5 protein-coding genes are annotated in these 21660 nt (G+C 36.9%); 1 reads left to right on the forward strand and 4 read right to left on the reverse strand.

The genetic code is table 11. The annotated features are described in order from the left end of the window. Window positions 1-2 precede the first annotated feature (2 nt). Window positions 3-7688: a S8 family serine peptidase gene (locus KEM10_RS10785; RefSeq protein ID WP_212216008.1), complete on the reverse strand. Its 7686-nt coding sequence runs from the start codon at window positions 7686-7688 to the stop codon at window positions 3-5. 405 nt (window positions 7689-8093) lie between these two features. On the opposite strand from KEM10_RS10785, the gene KEM10_RS10790 reads away from it, so the two are divergent. Further along, on the forward strand, window positions 8094-9725 hold the full coding sequence (locus KEM10_RS10790; protein ID WP_212216009.1) for a tetratricopeptide repeat protein: 1632 nt from the start codon (window positions 8094-8096) through the stop codon (window positions 9723-9725). Window positions 9726-9763: 38 nt separating this feature from the next. Here KEM10_RS10790 and KEM10_RS10795 read toward each other — a convergent pair whose 3' ends face one another. The 3 genes from KEM10_RS10795 to KEM10_RS10805 all read right to left on the reverse strand — a co-directional run bounded on the left by KEM10_RS10795 (window position 9764) and on the right by KEM10_RS10805 (window position 21640). Further along, entirely contained in the window at window positions 9764-12532 is a 2769-nt protein-coding gene (locus KEM10_RS10795) for a carboxypeptidase regulatory-like domain-containing protein (RefSeq protein ID WP_212216010.1), read from the reverse strand. Window positions 12533-12801: 269 nt separating this feature from the next. Next, window positions 12802-15810: a VIT domain-containing protein gene (locus tag KEM10_RS10800; RefSeq protein WP_212216011.1), complete on the reverse strand. Its 3009-nt coding sequence runs from the start codon at window positions 15808-15810 to the stop codon at window positions 12802-12804. 499 nt (window positions 15811-16309) lie between these two features. Further along, a complete protein-coding gene (locus tag KEM10_RS10805) occupies window positions 16310-21640 on the reverse strand; it encodes a T9SS type A sorting domain-containing protein (protein ID WP_212216012.1) in 5331 nt (1776 codons plus the stop codon). Window positions 21641-21660 lie beyond the last annotated feature (20 nt).

Consider the following 21660-nt stretch of genomic DNA (forward strand, 5'->3'; position numbering starts at 1 on the left):
TATTACAGCTTGTTAAATTTTCTTTTAATGATGTTGTCATTCACCATAATCTCCAGCACATAAATACCCGCTTTTAAATCAGATGCATTAATTTTAGAAGCATTGATCATTCCTGTTTTAATTGTTACACCAGTAACAGAAACAATTCGATAATCGGCTCCATTAACCACATCGTTTGATAATTGGATATAATCCCGAACAGGATTTGGATAAATAGTGATAGAACTTAATTCAACCTCATCAATTCCTACACGAAGCAACACATTAACATTTGCCTCTATAGTCAAGGTGGCTCCTTCTGGATCTGCCGCCGAAATGCTTAACACTGTATTTCCAATAATTGCAGGTTTAATAATTAACAGATCATCGTTTTGAAACAACTCAATATTGTCGTTGTCTTTTGATACGGTATAGGTTACTTCATCACCATCAGGATCGCTGATGTATTCTTTCAGATCCAAATGATATTCCAGATGCTTGTCCAAATGAACCGTAAAATCCATCTCTTGAATTAGTTCAGGAGCACGATTTGTATTTGTAACCGTTACTATAAACGTGAAGGTGTTTACATTACCTTTGGTATCTTCACCATTAACAACTATACGATATATGCCATTACTGTCATAATCAGGTCTGAATTTCAGTACCATATTCTGACCATCAAACTCACCGGTAACAATATCATATTCTTCTGCCAGCGTTAATGTGTAATCGATACCACCCTTGTGCGATGCAAATAAGGTAAAATCGTATTCTTCATTTTCGGCAATGGTAAGAGCAAAATTGTTACTGATATTATAAGAAGGCCCATTGTTACGAGTAAACTCAGCACCTACTTTCTTTACTTTATTATTTGGATCGTTTGAGTTGATAGTAATTACAGCTGAGTTATCACTATTAAATACACGCGAGCCATAAAAAGTAAAATCTACAGTGGCAGATTCGCCCGGTGCTATAGTACCTGATGTAGTTGAAGCTTCTAACCACTCAGGACTGATTTGTTCGTTTTCGACGGCCTTAACCATCCAGCCCACATTGGTTACAGGCAAATCGGTTATCGGCATATATTCAGTACCGGTTGATCCAAACATATTACCAGCTTGTAATTCTGGTGAAATTTCACCCAATGCGGCAGGTGCATCCATCTCTCCCGGATAAATAATTCGGATAAAGAAAGACTCACCCCCCTGAATCATAACAGGTCGGTCGAAAGTGACTATTTCTTTCACCACCTGACTATTATAAAGTGGTTTTTCGTAACTGTAGTTGACCTTCTGTGAGTATATCAATCCGGTTTTCAAGAATTCTTCATCTCCTGCAAATATCTGAACAGTATAATAACCCTCTACTAAGCTTCGATAGGTATAATAATGGATCAGATGAGAGAAACAGAATCCATCTTCAGGGGCGATCAACTGCGTAACTGTATGCACCGGATAACCACCAGCACCCCATCCGAAAGTATGTTTCACTTCTTCTGAAAGTAATTGAGTTAATACCCTTGCATCATCATTAATATCATCACCGGCTGTACTTTTTACTTTTCCGGTGCTTTTTAACTCCACCGAGCTACTGTTTAAGGGTACAGCATCGCCCATCGAATAAGTATCGCTCAACGACATAAAGTCATAGGCATATTTAATATTCAGATTAAAATCCAGGTCATTTTTACCGGAATTATCAATGGTTACTGTTTTTGTTTTAATGGTTTCACTGTCTACTGCATAAGCACTAATGTTATCAGCATCAACTGAGATAGCAGGAGCTTCCTGAATGTGTGCACGACACTGAACTCTGATTTTATATTGCTCATCTACATCTGCTTCCTGCAAATTATCCAGCTCTTCCTTCGTCAGATCTTTAACTGCCTCATAATCCACAATTATTATTTCGCCGCTTAGATCTGCCACTGTATTGGGGCGTTTGAATAACCAAATTCGTCCTTCCAATTTACCTTCGGCAGGAATTACCAGTGGAATAGGTTCCGGGTTAATAATATCCGGCGTATAAGTAGGCAGATATTCAATGTCCATGTAACCCCAGGTAAGTGTTCCTGATCGCATAGGCACCCAGGTTTCCATCTGCGCTTTAAAGTTACTTTCAAGACTAGTAATAAAGAACTTGCCCACTCTAAAGTCTCTCAATCCGTTGTTCTCCCAGGTAAAATAATATACCCAGTTATCGTCCAATGGTTGATGTTGGTTAACATATCCATCCTGATCAACCACGTAAATATTTCCGAAATCGATATCATCAATTTGCACATCGTGCTCTCCTGCAATAGTTATATTGAAAGGTAACTTCAACATCCCGTCACCTACCGTATTGTTCAGTATGGTAATGTACTCGGTATATTCGCCGGCATAAATATGAGTAGCATCCACTGTTATCTGGTGCGTTAAACTGGCACCGGGTTCAAGAATTTCCTTTTTAACGGGGAAAAACTCAAGCGCACAGTTATTGCTGATATATGACGATCCGTAGGCAACATTTAACCCTTCGGTACCATCTATGTTTTCAACTCCAATACCGGAAATTCCAGGTACCATTGAAAAATCGGTAAGATCAAAATTATATTGCGTTTTAATTCTACCGTCTTTGTAAAGAATAGCTTGCCATGACATAGGTCCCATTGACATACCAAAACCATCGGTAAACGAACGCCAGGTAATAATAAGCTCATCTTCATTTTGCTGATAATAAACGCCCGCTAGCTCATCACTATATAAATCATTGTAGCTGAAACCAAACATCGGAGCAAAGTAATTATTCAATCCATCGGTAGAAGGAATCTGTACATCACCTCGGGGATAGACTTCACTGGTATCGGAGAAGGCAATTACTCCGGTATAACCAATAAATATCTCGGAATAGGCATTGCCATAAAACTCGAAATCCCATGGCAACTCAATAGTATTCCAATAATTACTGTAATTGGTTACATCCATTGATACCAGCTTAGTTCCAGTTTTTGTTATATCAACCCAATCGTAAAAAATCGATTTATGATCATTACTATTAAAGAATTGATATTCGTAATCTTTAACCGCTCTTGATGATTTAAGAATTGATTTATCTTCAAAAACAATACTACTTGCCTTTAATGCATACTCAAGATTACTATTCCCGGTATTTGAAATAGTAAGCTCAACATTGGTTTGTTCGCCAGCATTAAGGTTAATATTAAACTCCTGAACATTAGTTGATATTAATGGGGCCTCCACAATATTACTTTGTAATTCAACCGAAATTGTTTCATTCGTATTAAATACAATTTCAAGCGTTGCGGTATAGCTACCCACAACATCACTTAAAGCTTTAATTATAAAAGTTTCGATGGTTTCGGCACCCACACTCACTGGCAATATTTGATCGGTAATAAGCTGGAACTGATCAGCATTGGCACCTTTTATTACCATGCTGGTAATCTCACCCGGAGCTGTTCCGTCGTTTATTACTCTTAGCTTGCGCTCGATATTGGCCAAATGAAAATTATCTCCAAAATCAATGGCTTCCTGATCAAGCAATAAGTCAGACTCTCCACCTGCTGTTACATCAATATTAGCTGCATAGTTGATGTATGGCTTGGTAGGCATATTAGTTAATATCGGCAGATATTCAACGTACGAATCTTCATTAAGCTTATCTGTTAGTAATGAGTATTCCATGGTTACAATCTCATCTGGCAACAACACACCTGAAGGATTGGTAATTGAATGAAACAAACCTAAACCAGGATTAACCATGGTAATATTGGTATTGGTTGTAATGTTTGTTTGATTACTTAGGATATAATTGGCGACAATGGCATCGTTTTCTTCCAAATCGTGTGCCCATACCGACCAAAAAGTAGTATTGGTGAATCCATCCAAATCATTGTAAATAACCTGCATATTACCACCTTTATCAATTATCATTTCAAATTCAAGCAGATGATAAATAATAGAGAAGGACTCGCTATCAAGGCTTCCCATCGGTATATTCTTAAACAGTACTACAAACTTATCACCAAAATCCTGGTAATAAATTTTACTATCAATTGTATTGCTATACAACACCGATTCGCCCAATGCACAAAAAGCTTTGGTTGGGCTATATTCATTTAAAGGTGCCATCGGGAACTGATTAAATGTTCCGTCGTTGGTAAAGGCTATTAATCCCTTAGGTGATATATATGCCTTACGTTGTTTCTCCCCAAAAAATGGAAATCCGAATGAAAGATCAACCTCATGCATCCAGGTTTGATCGGTAATGGTTGCCAAATTTTCGATTACTTCACCTGTGGTAGTAATATCGATCCAGGTATCCGGTGTTTCATCAGTTTCAACAAAATATCCAAAACGACTTATATCAGATGTCTCACCTTCAAAATCATCTGGTCGGTCAGCAAATTTTGGTATAAAATATTGCAAAGGTTGTTCACCCAGGTTTTTCATCATTAGTGTTCCGGTAAGGGTATCGCCAATGGTAACATCAGCGAATGAAGCCGATTTTGGTGAAAAAGCAGCGTTAGGTGGATTTACCGCCTGCCCCGTTACTTTAATAATATACTCGCCAGTCTGATCGAGGTCGTATAAGCGGAACTCAGTATTTAGCGATCCGGCCTCTTTGGGTGTATAACTCAGGTTAAAGATAACAGATGACAGAGCTTCTACTTTCTTAACCATGTCTCCTTTCAACCTAATAGTTCCGGTAGCCTCTTCCTGACGCCCCAGAATTAAATCAGCCAAACCAGTGTTAGAGATATGGGCCTCCAATACCTTTTCATTTCCGATAACCACGCGGCCGAAATCAAGAAAGGTTGTTCCGGACAATTTTGGTTCATGACCTTCAACAATTGTTTGCAACGGAAAACTTAACAGTTGATTTTCTGTATCGTTGGTTTGAATATTTACATTGAAATTATAGGTTCCGTTGATTACATCAGAGATATCAATATTGTAGATTACAGTATCTTGATTCTCACCTGGGGTACTGCTCACCTCGCCACTTTCCCGTGGTAAGGTGATAAAGCTATTCCCTTTGGAAAAGTAACTGATAGCCTCTACCATAAACGAAAATCCTTCGATATAAACATCGCCTAACGACTTCCAGGTCGATCCATTGTTTGAGCTGTAATAGTTATTTTCGCGCCCCCAACCTTCTTCGGCTTCAAAAGCAACTGATAAAGGGTATTTATGACCTGTTGGCGGGTGAATAACTACCCAGAAATACGATCCATTCTGAAAATACAGGTTATTCGACAACTCGTGTTTTGCTGTCTGTCCCACCGTATTGTCGCGCAACTCTTGTCGATGACGTAATTTGGCTGTGGCAATATCGGCCCCTTCGAATATTTCAATTACAATACGCTCGTAATCTGCCAATTCAAAATTTAAACGAGCAGCAATGTGCGTTAGGTTAAAGCCATCTTCTAAATTTACATGATATCGAGTGGCCGATGAACTAGGTGTTTCAGGATTGGCTTCCCCTATTTGATAATAAGATGATGCCGTTAAATACCCTTTAAAAATACTGGTATCGGCATGCTGATTAAACTCCACAAGCGTTTCGTAGGGACTGGTTTGATAAACCTGAACATTACTCTCCGTTGAATAAGCATAACTACGGCTATTACTTGCTGCTATAAAATCTTCGTTATCCTCAATATTTAAATCAAAGTTGGTCAACCAGCGTAATGATCCTGCTCCTGAATTTTGTAATATAAACTGATCTTCAATACTTGTATTTTCCTGAGCATTCAATACATGCTGAACATAGCTTAATGGCGAACCCGCATTAAAGTCAACAATCAACTCAGCAGTTGGACCAGCTGTTGTTTCAGCTTGTATCACATTGGACAATACTGATTCATTACCCCATTTATCAACAGATACTACTCCAATGTAATAAGTAGTAAGTGCATCCAATTCCTCAACATAATACTGAGCCTCGGCCCCAACAGCATCTGTTGACAAGGAATTATATTTTTGAAATGGATAATTCGCTAACTGAGCTCCATCGATTGATGTTTTGGAAAAATACACTTTGTAATAATCCGGTTTTCGCCCATAACCTGTTTCAGGTACAGTAAATGTTAGATTCACCTTATCCTGGGTTGACGAAGCTACCGCAAGATCAGTAATGGTTGCTGGACCGGTAGTTGTTTTTTCATCTAAGGCATACAAGGCATTGATATTTCCAGTTCCGAGTTTATTGTAATACTTGTGTTCTTCAGCATTATCACCATAAACATTGTAAACCGATCCTTTTAGAATAGAAAACACCTCGGTATTGGTAAGATCTTTTCCAATGTTATTGGATACAATCAAAGCAGCCACACCCGACACATGCGGACAAGCCATTGAAGTTCCTTCGAGCCAACCATAACCACCGTTGGGCAACGTACTAAAAATACCATGATGATATGGAGCTTCTATTTCTTCTTTATTCATTTCTTCATCTAAATCCATATCGCCTCCCGGGGCCGAAACATCAATCCACTGACCATAATTGGAATATGCAGCCTTGGTCTTATTCTGATGAATAGCAGCTACCGTTATCACATTCGAAAGGTATCCGGGGTAGTACTCGCCATCAGCATTTGAATTACCTGCGGCAAATATTACCACACCTCCTTGCATCGGGCTTCCTTCATACATACCAGCTTCCTCAATAAAATATTGAATACCTGCTTCAACCGACTCCTCGCGTGTACCGGCAGTTGAATACCCCCAGCTGTTTTGAGATATCACAGCACCGTTATCTGCAGCATATACATACGAAGCTGCAAAACCTCCTTGGGTTGTTCCGTCAAAAATCTGACAGCTCATCAACTTAACGCCGTCTGAGTTACCTGTTCCTCCAGCTATACCAGCCGAACCAATCCCATTGTTATTTACTGCACTAATAGTACCGGCAACGTGTGTTCCATGATCGCCCGGTGCAATCTGACCTGTTGCCGAAGCAAAGTTATATCCGTAAACATCATCGGTATATCCGTTTAAGTCACTGTCTTTACCATTGGTACCGTTCAGTTCCTTTTCATTAATCCACATATTGGCATTCAGATCGGCATGGGAATAGGAAATACCTAAATCATGCACCGAAACAATTACCGATGGATGACCTGCACACTTCTCCCAGGCTTCCCAAAGGTTGATATGAGCCAGATCAAAACGATCTAAAGTACCAGTTGGTCCGTAGTGATAATGTTGTTCCATCAACTCATCATCAAACATGAAATCCTGCTGTGTAGATTTTAATTTAGCAACATTCTTCTCAGGATTATAGCGAATAACTCTACCTCCATCAAAACTTTTTTCTCTAATTCGCTCAGCTGTTTGAATGGATGAAATATTCTCAAAGGTTTCTATCACCTGATTCAATGAGGCCTCTGATGAATAACTTATTTCGTACCACAAATGCAAGCCATGTTTTCGGTGTCTTTCATCATATTTAGCATTGTACGGAAAAACTCGTTTTAATTGAGATGCCCTAAAGTATGTTAATGCTTCATCTATCTCAGTAACACCTGTCTGAGGCTGAGTATCAGATGTAGATTTTAACATTATTAATTCAATCTCGGGTTTGACTTTAACCCTAAAGACTCCTTGCAGATATCCTTCCTCAAAAACTTGCTGTGCATTGCTGGCCGCAGAAAGCAAAATGAAGAAGCCTATCCAAAAGCAACTTCGCATCTTGTTCATCATTGTTGATTTTAGGTTTACTATTGTATTTAGGCCGACAATTAAAACCTTATGGGACGGTATTTCTTGTCGTTTTGCGCCGTTTATGGCAAGGTTTATGTGTTGATACACCTTAGCCAAGGTGCACAAATCAGCGGCATTTAACATTACTTAGCAAATTAAGAGCCCTATTAGAACCTCATCTGCACCCTAATTAATCCTCAGCACTAACAGCGATGTTTACATAATCCACATCTCATCTAACCGCTTATTACATTGATTTAATTACATTATTCACCTCTCATTTTGCAAATAGTTTGCTTACCTATTCCGGTTCAATGTTTTTGTTTTTGTATGCAATTTTTAGGCTTTATAAGGTATTTTTGAATTTCATCAATGAGAGTTTTCTTAAACACCCAACAAAAAATGAGTAGATACTCAAACAAAAAGTACCTGATTATAATTGTATGTCTATGTGTTTTCGCACCCCTTCTGAAAGCAAAAACTACTTTTAAAGAAGATAGTCTCAGTATCGTTTATAGAAACGCATCCATAAAAGAGGATCGTTTCAACTCTTTAATTAAATTGATTGAACACACCCGTAATTACGATCACAAAAAATCTATATTGTATGGAACACAAGGCGAGATACAAGCCTCAAACGAAGATGATATTTACTGGAAGGCCAGATTTCAGTTTGAAAATGGGGTAACACATTATTACCTTTCAGCTTATGATAAGGCATTAGACAAATATCTTAAAGCTACCAATAACTTTAAATCAATTGATGACTATGTAAATCTTATTAAATGTTACAATAACATTGGCATGATTTACGATAGAATCGAACAATATGAGAAGGCTGTTAATTACTATCAGGCTGCCATTGAGGAATTCAAACAATTGGACACTAAAAATAAAGATGACTTTAATCGATTTATTCCTCAGTTGTATAACAACATAGCAAGTGCATATAATAAACTGAAGCAAACTGATTATGCGATTGAATATTATGAAAAAGCACTGCAGGAAGCTGAAAGAATTAGCTTTGACCATATTTTAGGGGCTATCTACACCAACCTGGGTATCATTAAACTAGAACAAAACAACCTACCTGAAGCCAAAACTTATCTAGACAGGGCTCTTACAATACGAAACAATAACAGCGACACTTTAAATCTTGCCAAAACATATAATGTACTTGCCAATTATTATTTACTAAATAATCAACTGGACAGTTCCTTATGGGCAAGTGAAACGTCGTTGAAAATATCTGTACAATCCAATTTACTTGAATTACAAAGGGCTTCGTATGCCTTATTGTTTGAGGTATATGAACACAAGGCCCTCTATAAAGAAGCTCTTCAGCAACATAAAAACTTTAAGCTTATCAGCGACAGCATTAGTAACGAGCATAAACTAAACCGACTAGCTCAGTTAGAAACTTCGCATGAATTGGAACAAATTGAAACACGGAACAAAACTGAACAAGAAAAATTAAAATACAAATACACAATTCTTTTACTCCTTCTAACAACTTTAGGTACTATTGCCATTGTGATAGCACAAGTATATAAATCGCAAAAAAGTAAACTAAAAAAGAAGTATAAGCTGCTAAAGTTGAATGCTGATACAAAAGACCGCGAACTTACCACCAATGTTATGCAATTAGTGCAAAACCATCAGGTAATTACTGATACGGTTAAAGATTTAATCAGCTTAAAAAAAGATGCAAACAATAAAGTAGGAACTAAAATTCAAACCTTAATATTCAAACTCCAATCACAATCAAATCAGGAAATATGGAATGAATTTGAACTTCGTTTTAATCAGGTACACAACCACTTTTTTGACAACCTGAAGAAAAAGCACCCTACTATTACAACTACAGAAAAAAGATTGTGTGCATTATTACGTTTGGACATGTCTTCAAAAGAGATTGCAGCTATTACCAATCAGACCATAAGAGGTGTAGAAGTTGCAAGAAGCCGACTGAGAAAGCGATTGGGATTAACCGGAAAAGATATTAATCTGGGTAGTTATCTCGATTCTTTTTAAAACGGAGTTGCACTAACGCAACTCCGTTATTGTAATATTTACTTTATACTTACCTTAATCGTGTTACTATTTCCATTGATATCTTTTGCTGATAGTAAATAAACACCAACTGGCAAAGATGACACATTAATCGTTGAAATTGCATTTCCAGTTACAACCATCCGCTGAACTCCAGCCAAATCGTAAATCTTAGCTTCAATAACAGGTGTTTCTGAAATAATAGTAAGAATATCTTCCGCCGGATTAGGATAAATATCCATCGCATTTTCATCAACTTGCTTGATAGATGTTGCCACCTGGTCTAAACCATATTCCTTATCCTTAGTATATTGATTTAGCGAGAATGAGGTACTATAAATATCATAACCGTCTAAAGTAATGGTTAGCGTATACGACCCGTAACGAATATTAGTGAACTCGGTTAATCCAGGTGTAAAATCATCATCAGAAGACATCATCTCATATCTGTAATAATCGTCTTCCAATACAACAGATGCACCGCCCAATTCACCTCCTTCGGTGTTGGAACCACGGATTGCATTATCGTAAACAGTAATATTGATGTCTCTTGTCAGCGCAACAAGGGTATACATATGCTCTAAATCAGTGGAGCCATCAACAGTAAAATAACCAAATACATCCAATGGTTCGTAACCGCCTTTTGTGATTGATACGGTATATTCGCCGTAAGGAATTTCATCGATATAGGCAATTCCAAAATCATCACCACTGCCAGTATAATCGCTGTAAGTTTCAGCTGTAGCTGTATTGGTTAAAACTACCCTTGCTGATTTCAATAATCCTTCTCCAGAAAAATCATTGTAAATATCTTCATCATATACTTTAAATACCAGGTTTCGCGAAGGTATTAATACAATGGTCTCTCCAACTGTTGTTGCAGCTGTAACCTCAAAGTTACCCTCAGCCGATGCATAACCATCCTTTGAAACCACGTAAGAATAGGAGCTGTATACCACACCATTGAAACTCGCCAGTCCGGATGCATCAGAAACAGCTGACCAACTATAGATGTAATCTTCATCCAATAATTTTACTTCAGCACCTTCAAGCAAATTACCCTGACCATCCTGTATGGTAAAATCAAATGAAGCTACCTCACTTGTCATATCTAGAGATATTGATTTAGTGGATTCTCCATCATAAATCTGATATGGTAAATCATCTGAAATTAGTATTTCATAAGTGATAAAGCCATCTGCCGAAACAGTGATGTCATATTTACCGGTTTCAACATCCGAAAGAACAGCTATTCCGGCTTCGTCTGTTGTTAATACAAACTCTTCCAAACCGTTATTGAGCACAATAGTTGCACCTGCCACAACATCGCCGGTAGAATTATGCGTAACCTCAAAAGTTACTGTACCGGTTTTAAATTTGGTACTTGACAAATCACTTGTTGAAATAACCGTATTGCCATTACCATCGTCTTCAAAAATATACAAGGTATTGTCGTTAACAACCAGCTCTTCTATTTTGCCAAAGTAATAAGCTCCATCAGAAGGATTACGCGATAACTGGTAATTATTATTACTTATACCTGTTAAACACTGAATTTTATAATGCTGCCAGGCTGAATCATAATAACTATAAACAACACCATAAGATGTTGGCACTACTTGAATGATATCCTGATTATTAGTACCAGCGGCCAATACCGGAGTTGGATTATCAATATCGGTTCTAATAACGTATATGCCATTATTACCCTCTGAAGTGGTTGCTGTAAAGAACAATTTATTACCCGATAAAACCAGGTTATCTACATGATCATCTTCATCAACACCATTAACGTTAACAACCAATACTTCTGTAGGGCTTGAAATAACAGTTAGCTTTCTATAGCCAGATCTCTCGCTGTTTACTGGCGGCTCACTAACGGCATATATTTTATTATTACTTTCAATTAATTCTGCATCATAGAAATTATAATCCAAAACAGTTGTGATTTGAGTAGGATCAGCTAATGCTATACAAGTAATGGGCTCAGATTGCTGATAAGACACGTCGTAATTAGTAGCAAAGATGTAACTGTCGTTATTGGCAAGATGACTCCAATGAGCTGTTGATGCAGACTGTCGTTCAGCATATTTTGAGATAGTACTACCTTCAGCGTCATAATTAATTTTAAAAATGCCATCAAAACCAGAAACGTTTGATATTCCTGCGAAATACAGACTTTGATCAATAAATACAGTTGGCATTTCTCCTGTAGTAAATGTATAACTACTATGTCTGATTCCTCCAAAGACAGGATCTTCTTCTAAAACAATATTACTTGCGCTGGTACCATCTGTCTCCTGCACACCGCAAAGAAAGGAATAAGAATTAATGTCATAAGACCCTTTAAAGAAATCATAATATCTGGCGCCTGTTTCATACGGTGCCTGAACAATTGTTGCAACATTTAAGTTTGATCCATCAGCACTAACAAACAAACTGGAAGCTGTACCATTATTGATAGTTCTAACCATCGGATGATCCGATTCCGAACTTAGTTTACCTTGATAAAATGCAACCGGATCTCCCGACCATCCCTGTAGATATTGCATCATATCTAAATCAAGAGCATCGGCTTCAGTATAGTTTTCCGTATCTGTACTATAAAATATCAGATCGTTGGTGCCATTATTTATACCATACACAATTCCGGTGTTGTAGATATTGGCATCAATAAAAGTACCTGCTTGTGTTTTTCTAATATAGGTATCGGGCACTATTTCATTTGCCTGGGAAAAAGCAGATAAATAAGTTAACAAAATGAGAAATAAGCATAAAGTTCTTTTCATACGAATGACTTTTAAGAAGTGTTTGCAACTAAAAAGAGCCATGAAGAGACTCTTATGAGTTTAGATTAATTACTTAATGAAAATAAATGTAATCCAAACACTTCAACAAAAGCTTATGCATTGCCTTAGATTAACCTCAACAATGTGTTAACCAATCCGTAGCAAGCAAATTTACGCACCTCTCGTTAATCAATTTATTTTATTGATTAAAAGCAATTAAACACCTCACGTTTAGCCTCATGTTATCAATTTCTACATTTTGTATCCGTTTATTCAACTATTATTTCTGCCAAATCAATTACCTGCTTTTTGTCTTTCAACTGTAGCACTACCCGACGGCTTGTTTGACGACTTGTGCCATAATTACGGAATATCTCGGCATACAAGGTGATGGGCCCACTAATACTCTGACGTCTGTCGCCATAGTAATTAGCCTGAATGAAATAATGACCTTTAACTGCCTTTTTGATGCAATATTCCTCCGGACCAAAGCCGTTGGTAATATCCTGCGACAAACGCCCACCCAAATAAGTGTTTTTGTTTTGATAATAACATCGTTCGCCCGTTGGTTCAGTTACCCAAAGATCCACATCTGAATTATCGCTACTCCAGCTTAATACAATTCTAATATCTACAGGCATTTGGTACATCCAGCTAGCAGGTATAGAATCGGTATTTTCCAACGTTTTGTTGCAATTAAGTAGAGCATTCAACTCATTAACCAATATGCCTGAAATAGACCTGTTGCCTCTCATGTCCTGCTTTTCAATTGCTATCTTTAGCATATCAACTGCTTTATCTAAACTACCCTGTTTTTGATAAGTCAATGCTAAGTCGCGATACGATTGAACATCTTCGGGGCGTAATTGCAGAACCTTTTCATAAACCTTCACTGCCAATTCAACCTGGTTAACCTGCAATAGTTTTTGCCCGACTATACGATAGATCTCAGCATTATCAATCTTTAGCTCAGCAATATTAGTTATAACCGATACTCCTTCCTCAATCCTCCCCCTCTCAAACAAATAAGAAGCCATATCTAGATAAAATGAAGGTTGCCTACTGTATTCTCCTTTCTTGTTAAGGTAATATGAGTAAAGTTCGTTGGTTGGCAATTGTTGGATATCTGCAATGTACACAGCTGTGCTATCCCATGCCACAGTATTCACTTTTATAGCCGGAGTTTGAATAATTGGCACATCCGAACCACCACGACGAGGCGGTAGATCTTCAGCCTCACTATCTGCTATCATAAAGAATACAGGTGCATCAACGGCTTCTTCTTCAACCGACATATCGTTAAAGTCCAGAGAAAGATCTTCGTTCATTTCAACATCATCTTCTACGATAGTAAGCTGATTAGCCACTCCTGTAGGAGGCGGTGGAGCTTGCTCTTGTTGCCGTGTAATGGCAGGTTGTTCTCTAATAGCCGGAACCAGTTCTTCTTCTGTTGGTCCAGGCAGTACAATATCCGGTAGTTTTGCATCAGATAACGGATAAGTTGTATTCCACCACTTTTTAAAGGCTTCTACCATTGACAATGTGTCGCTTTTAGCAACCTTATTTTGATTAGAGTTCCACTGAGGCTGTCTTTGCAACAATTCGTTGTATTCCTTCTGAAGTTCTGCCGGAGGATCAATCTTAAAGCGCACATAATCCTCTACCCTTTCCAGTACCATCAACGAGGTATAATCGGTAATCACACCATATGCTTTAGCCATCCGAATTATCTCGTCCTTATTATCCTCTTTGTTTTGGCTCAAAACAGTAATGTAATTAGCAGCACACAAACGGGCTATCGGTAATTCGTAACTGGCTTCTCCCTGCAACTGAAAGTTATTATTGATAAGAACCTTATCACCACAAACAATCTTAACATCTAACACAGCCTCGTCACTTAACCCCCTACCAGAAACAATAACTCTATTCTGATCGCTGGATAGTTTACCCACCAGGTAATTTACCTTTCCACTGGCAACGCTCGTTTTCACATAAAGTGGATCAGTAATCATTTTGTTGTAAGCCGATTCGATAGTACTGGTGCCTAAATCGATAAACACAACACGCTCCTGCGGCTGAATATTACGTAGAAACGTATGATCCGATACTTGCGAAGAGCTAACCGCAATAATCGTTTTTTGAGTATTTGTTTCAGGAAGCTCTCCTAAATTCATCATACCATCGCTAAAAATAATAAGCTCTTTACCTTTGAGTGAATTTAAATCAATCTGATCCATGCGGGTTCCTCCATCATATACCGTACTCATTAACTCATCCTTAAGGTGAGCTGGAATTTTCCCCTGCACAGTCAATTCTCTAACCTTTTCGAGTTGATGATTAAAAGCATAAATACTCAGATGAGTTGTTTGATGGTAGTTCAGATAAGTGGATAACAATTGCAGTTCTTTTTCCATATCTCGATTGAGACCTGAACCCGAAACATCCCAGAGAACAGCAATACTATCTAACAGCTCCTTCTTTGAAGTTTCAATATTAATGGGATATGTGGTATAAAAGTAATTACCAAAGCGTGAAGTAAATAAACTTGCTGAATGATCGTTGATCGGCAGTTTCATCTGAAAGAGTCCACTGGGCTGCACTTTGGCATTTAACGATGATGCTATATAATTATCGCCATCCTTTTTAAAACTCAACCTGGTAAAATCATTGTCTGTAATAATGGGTTTAACATCCGACTTAACGGCATTAACAACAATTGAGAAATCTTCAATCGGATTCTTATACATCAAGGGTAACTGATAGATATAGGATTGATCTGCTTCAACCAGCTCCTCCTGACATGTAATTTTAATTCTTTTAGTGCCTTTAGCAGGAATGGGATAAACACGTAACCGGAAATTGTTACCACTTGTTTTCTCCAGTAAGCCGGGATCAATCCCTCTCCTAACAATGGTTTCAAAAACTCTTGTTCCTTTGTTCTTCTCCACAACCACACCTTCGCGTAAGATGCCATTTACATCCATGGCAAAACCTACAATCTGCTGATTACTCTTTAATGGAAAAGAGAATTCGCCTTCCAACAAGCGATTAAGCGGGTTATAAAAAGTAATATCATAGGTTGTAAGCGCTATGTTCGACATTGTTTTTACATCAACAGACATACGATGTATCTCCAACTCCACAGAATCGTTTTTAATGCTTAAACGAGGAAATACATTAGGATTTGCTTGTGGCACATTTGAGATCTGCGAACACATATTTGAAAGAAAACAAACTAGTACAACAACCAGCATTGAAAGATATTTAATTTTGAACATGGCGATTATATTTATGTTAGCATATTCAATAAAAACAATAGGTATGCCATCATAAAGTTTTTCTAAAAACCCACATGTATACATTTATATTTCTGTTACTTACATAATGATATATAAAATTAAAATGTTAAAATGAAGTATGAAGTTCCGCCCAATCGGGCGAAAAAAGAAAGCCTCACCCATAAGATTAAGTGTTAGTCAATATTTAATCAGCCAAGTAATGAACTTTATTGGATCAACCTTAACAAACTATTAGATAATGCCGAAAAACTAAGAGAAGGTCAATTATTAATTGCTATTTATCGCTTGTGGCATCATGTAATCTAAAATACGCAAACAGCTGAGACTTAAGGGCTGGAAGGGAGAGCAGACAGCTAGCTATTCAATTCAGTTTTGAATGTCAGGCTGTGATCTTTTATTGAGAAGGAATGAAGAACCTCGGTGGACCTTTACCATAAAAAATTACAGGAGCACAATTAGTACTCCCGTAAAAAATGGTCTAATGACCTGTGATTAAAAGTTTGGAAGTTAATTTTTTAGTATTGCCTGTTAGTTCAATGAGATACATACCTTCAGGTAGGAACTCAATATTCAATTTTAATTTAGAACTGACATGATTATCATATACTTGGGATGACAATTTTTTACCATCAAAAGTATAAATGTTTAATTTGAATGGCGACTTGATTCTATTAGAACCCCAGTCAATTGTTACTTCGTCTTTTGCTGGGTTAGGAAATAGTTCTAATTGTCCACTTTGATTATTATAAATGTCCCAGATAGAAGTACTGGAATTTACAATTACCCGCACCTTACCTTCATCCTGGGCTGGAGTATTGGCATTATCGCGTACTCCAATATTAAGGTGGAATGTATCAATTTTAGTTTCTGAGTAATTAAGCTTTTCTTCTTTTTCGACAATTAATTCGCCTGTAGTTGGATTTAGACTAAAGGCATCTTCATTGTTGTCGTCTGCAAAATAGAATGTCAATGATTGATTTTTATCTTTGTCATCAGCCCATAAAGTGTCGATCACAGTACCTTTTACCAAATTAGGCTGAATATTAATTTCTTTATGATAGAAGACAGGACGATGGTTAACCTCTGTTATGATAGAGACTTCATTTGAATATTGGCTAATGTTATTACATCGATCTTCAGCTGTAATAGTGAAGAAATATTCTTTATTAGGGATTAACCCACTAACTATTGCTGCAGTATCTGTATGAACATTTATCGGAGAAGGTTCACCAAAAACAGTGGCAACTCCATTATAAGGAGCCCCACTAATGGTGTCATAATGTACTTGGTAGTTTAGAATATCTTCTTCCAATATTTTATTCCATTTAAGTACTACATTCTCATCTTCCATCTGAGCAGATAATAAATATGGTTGTACAGGAGGATTGGAATCAACAATAAGTACTTTACTAATAGCTGTGGCATCTCCGTATAAACTTTTTGCCTTAATAATAATTTCACCAGAAGATTCCGGAGCCAAGTATGTTGCATTAATTTTACCTTCAATAGCTTCAACAATAATGCTTGTATCTGGTGTTTCAGCATTAAGTAAGCCCCGGGATACTTCAACAATAAACTGCTCACCATCAGCCACTACTTCTTCTGTATTGTACATTAATAAAGAGGAAGTAATATTTGCAGTAGTTTGGCTATCTAAATTAATTGTATCGGGATCAACCATTAATTCAAAATCACCATGTGGAATAAATGGAGCTAATGTAAATGTACCGAATGCATCAATTTTTGTACTTACGGTGTTGTTTATTTCATCAACTATACCCCCAATGTAAATCCATCTGTTATTTTCTTTATCTTCCTTATAAACTCTGAGATCAGCTTCATCAATATGGCGAATACTTCCATCTTTTTGTTCTACCAATAGTTCTTCATCAAGATAGTTTATAACTATGGTAACATCATTTTCACCAACTGAAGTATTGTAGGGTTCAAATTGGTAAAAACCGCCAATCCCGTAATCAAATTGATAAATTTCAGATGCTATCTTTCTTATTAGCTCAATTCTTTTCAATTTAGCAGGTGACGAAGACTTTAATGTACTTTTAGTTGTTACTCCAGTTCCATACCAGTCCCAGTATGCCAGCTTAAAATATTCAATTTCTTCTGGCAACTCAAGTTTGTCACCATTTACAACTAGTTTACTTTCCGGTCTCTTTTCAATATTGAAATTCATATCGCCACTAGAAGCCTTAAGGAATGAAAATATGTTGAAGAAACTAAATACTTGAGCCATGCCATTTTGAATTTCACTCCATAAATAGTCGCAAGAACCTTCAACAATATCCTGAATTATTTCTTCAGCTTTATAGGTCTCGTTGTTTTCAACAAATGAGTAGGTTTCAGTTGGTAACAATTTCCAATTATAAAAAACTCCTTTTTCAATAGGATATTGGTTGTATTCAGAGTATTGAAAGCCTGCACCAAATTTTCCTTTAAGAATGTCCAGACCAAATGCAATTTCAACATTGAAAGAACCATCATCAACTTTATCAGTGACAATTTTTTTATATGGTACAGGAGGAAATTCCAAGGCAGAGCGTGCATGATTAAACGCAACTGTATTGAATGGTGCATTGAAAATTTTACCCGATGTAAGGTCTGATAAATTAAGTTTGATGTTATCTGATGGAGAATTGAGCATTGAGTTAGCCAATCCTACCTTTTCATTGAAAGTATCAATAATTTTTTGATCCTCTATTGAAAAAGTATATTGGAATTCTCTTTCTTGGTTTATGCCAGCTTCTCCTAATAATATGTTACCGGCCTGTAAGTCGTATTTATAGCCATACATGAAGCCGATACGGAATGATGGGTTTTGAACAAACCGCGAGGTGCCAAAATGCACACCATACATTAATCCACCAGCTGCGCCCAGAGATGCCAAATCAATTTCCAGATCATCAATATCTATTGGAATAGGGATAATGTCGTTTTCTATTTCAAGCCCATCGTCATCGTCGTCATTATTGGATTTGTCTTTATTACTATCTTTCTTTTTGTTTTCATCATCGTTTTCAAACAGCTTTTTTAAATCAAAACCAGCTTTTGCTTCAACGCCTAATTCAAACTCATTTGAAAAACTCAAATCAATATCAGTGGGATAAAATGCAGCTTGGGGACTTTTTTGAGTATAAACAGTGGTCATGAAATTAATGTCGCCTACTGCATTGGCACTACCTTCAATTCCTGCTGCAAAAGGGGTTTCATCACTACCATCAATAACGTCGCATTCAAGGCTAGCTCCAGCGCTGGCTTGTGCATTAATATTAAAGCCAAATCCATTTGATAAAGCAGCCTCTTCTATTTCCTCAAACTGTCTTTCAATACAAGCGACAAAGAGACGCATTAAAGGAGCATCCATGTGTGGTAAAGCTCCGTTTGCCAATACCATAAATTTAGCCAGTGATTCTTTACCAGAATTGTTCTGGTAATCAAATTGAAAGTCATCCTGATAAAGCGTACTGGCATTTATGCCTGCTGTTGCTTCAGCACCTGCTTCAAAAGGACCAGCTTCAATTTTTGCTTCAGCCCCAAATTCAAGACCAGCAGTTGTTCTGCTTTGACGAGATAAGATGATGCTATCAGCATAATCCCCGGACCCGTTATTCTTCATGTTTAAAGCCATTTGTGCACCAAGTTCTTTTTTAACAAGTAAATACGAAATACCCAGTTTCATAAAAGTGCTTCCAGACCAAGTTTTCTGATATTCGTAGGGCAGAACCTCAATTGTAATTTTTTCCTGTTGATCTTCAGTGAATTCTTTGGATTCAGCACCTAATTTTGTAATAGAATAATTGCGTGTACCTAAACTACTGCCAGGAATAGCAATGTCGACAATGCCTTTAGAATCAGTATACATTGTATCAAGACCTGGTATTATTACCTCAACACCATACATTGGGTCATGACTTTCCTTGTCGATCACTTTATAATACCTATGTGCTGTTCCACCAAAGCTCACATAGGTCTTCTGTGGCTGATTTAGGTTAAAAGTAACCTTGTCGAAAACATAATTTACTTCGCGTTCTTTTAATTTTATATTACCAAAGTCAACACATGCATCTTCGGGAATATTAATATCAATCATAAGGGTATCGTAGTATCCTTTTGCTTTTACTTCGAGCTGGTAACCTTTACCTGGTTTAACAAAAGGAATTGTGAAACCACCACTTTTGTTACTATACGTAGTTTTGGTTTTACTACTTATTAGTTTAACAATTGCACCTGATAAGGCTTCATTATCGACACCTGATATGTAGCCCTTTAAAATTGAGGAAATTAAATCACTTTGTGCATCGGAAGTTTCCAAGTAATTATTATACGAGATATCATCGTCTACCTTACATCCATTACCATTAATATTTGATTCATGGATAGGACCATTTTTGCTGTTCCAAAAATTATAATCAGCATTTATATTAGCGGGTGGATCCGAACTATTAGGTGAAATGATACCATATTGGTTTTGTTTTAATAAGAAGTGATTATTCTGAAAAATTAGCCTGTCATCAAGTAACGCTTGATTATATGCGAATATTCCATGGGCGTATAGTTTATTAAATATGCAGTTCTCAGTGAATATATCATCAATTGAATTAACTGCTCTACGGTAATGTATAACTGCAGAAGAATCCCTTATTGTTTCGTTGTGTTTATTTACATATCTGCCACCATTTAAAAAGTAGGTATACTTGAAAAACAGACTGTCACCAGTAATATATCCCCAATCGCCTGGCATTGGTTTGCTATTGATATTTTTAGGTTCTGATGCCTCCCATTTATAATCGTACATAGAAGTAAAAATGATTGGATTCTCTGACGAGCCAGTGCTTATTAGTGCCGCATCTTGGAGATTAATTGTTAAAGGTTTACCTGCGATTGATGTTGGTAAAAATTTAATGATATTACCTTCTGCTATAGTAAGATTGAGGTCTTTAATTAATAAGTCACTTACGATTAAATAAGGAATAGAATAGTATGGTAAAAGTATGTTGTTGTCATACTCAATGTCACCAATAGTCATATTGCCATCAATTGCAATGGCATTGATACCATTTAACCTAAACGTATTGTTATTCATGTTCATGACATTTGGAAAATCATGCAAATAATTATTGAGCTTTAAATTTGAAAGAGTAATGGGAGTATTGGTGTTATTAGTAAAAGTACAATTTGAAATATTACCTTCTGAAGAGTTAAGAACCAAACCTATCTTACATCCATTAAATATTGTATTATCAAGATACATATGCGCCCCCAGAACTCCTTCATTTGCACTTTTTTCAATTGTAGAATTACTGATATAGAAGTTCTTTAGGTTTGGAGTTTGGTCAGCGAATACTAACATAGGAGAGAACTGATTGTTGTTTTTTGATTTGTATGTCTTGCCCCCACCGTATTTCACTATAACATTGTCCAGTTGAGAATCACTGTATTCCGTTTCTTGTTGATCTACGAGAATATATCCCCAATCACCAGGCCTCGGTATCGTTATATTATTTTCAGTATCCCGGTCGGATGTGAAGATAATTGGATAAAAATCCGATCCATTGGCATAGATGGCTTCTTTTATAAGCATGTAGGCTTTACGAATCGGATGGAATTTAAATTTTATTATAGTACCTGCTTCTATTTCAACTTCTCTATTAAACACAGCTGAATCAACCACTAAGTAGGGAGAGTGATCTGCAGATAAGAATTGTGGTGTATCATACGTTCCTGTTAATAAGGTTTGAGTATAACTAGTTGCTGGAAGTAATAATAATGCGATTAGCAATATAATTTTTCTCATAGTGAAGGTTTTATTTAAGA

The sequence above is a fragment of the Carboxylicivirga linearis genome (assembly GCF_018271995.1).
Classification (GTDB): domain Bacteria; phylum Bacteroidota; class Bacteroidia; order Bacteroidales; family Marinilabiliaceae; genus Carboxylicivirga; species Carboxylicivirga linearis.

Bases quoted from the DNA above. Each gene is read 5' to 3' on its own strand.
- KEM10_RS10805 (WP_212216012.1), bottom strand. From the start codon at position 21,640: ATGAGAAAAATTATATTGCTAATCGCATTATTATTACTTCCAGCAACT.
- KEM10_RS10785 (WP_212216008.1), bottom strand. From the start codon at position 7,688: ATGAACAAGATGCGAAGTTGCTTTTGGATAGGCTTCTTCATTTTGCTT.
- KEM10_RS10790 (WP_212216009.1), top strand. From the start codon at position 8,094: ATGAGTAGATACTCAAACAAAAAGTACCTGATTATAATTGTATGTCTA.
- KEM10_RS10795 (WP_212216010.1), bottom strand. From the start codon at position 12,532: ATGAAAAGAACTTTATGCTTATTTCTCATTTTGTTAACTTATTTATCT.
- KEM10_RS10800 (WP_212216011.1), bottom strand. From the start codon at position 15,810: ATGTTCAAAATTAAATATCTTTCAATGCTGGTTGTTGTACTAGTTTGT.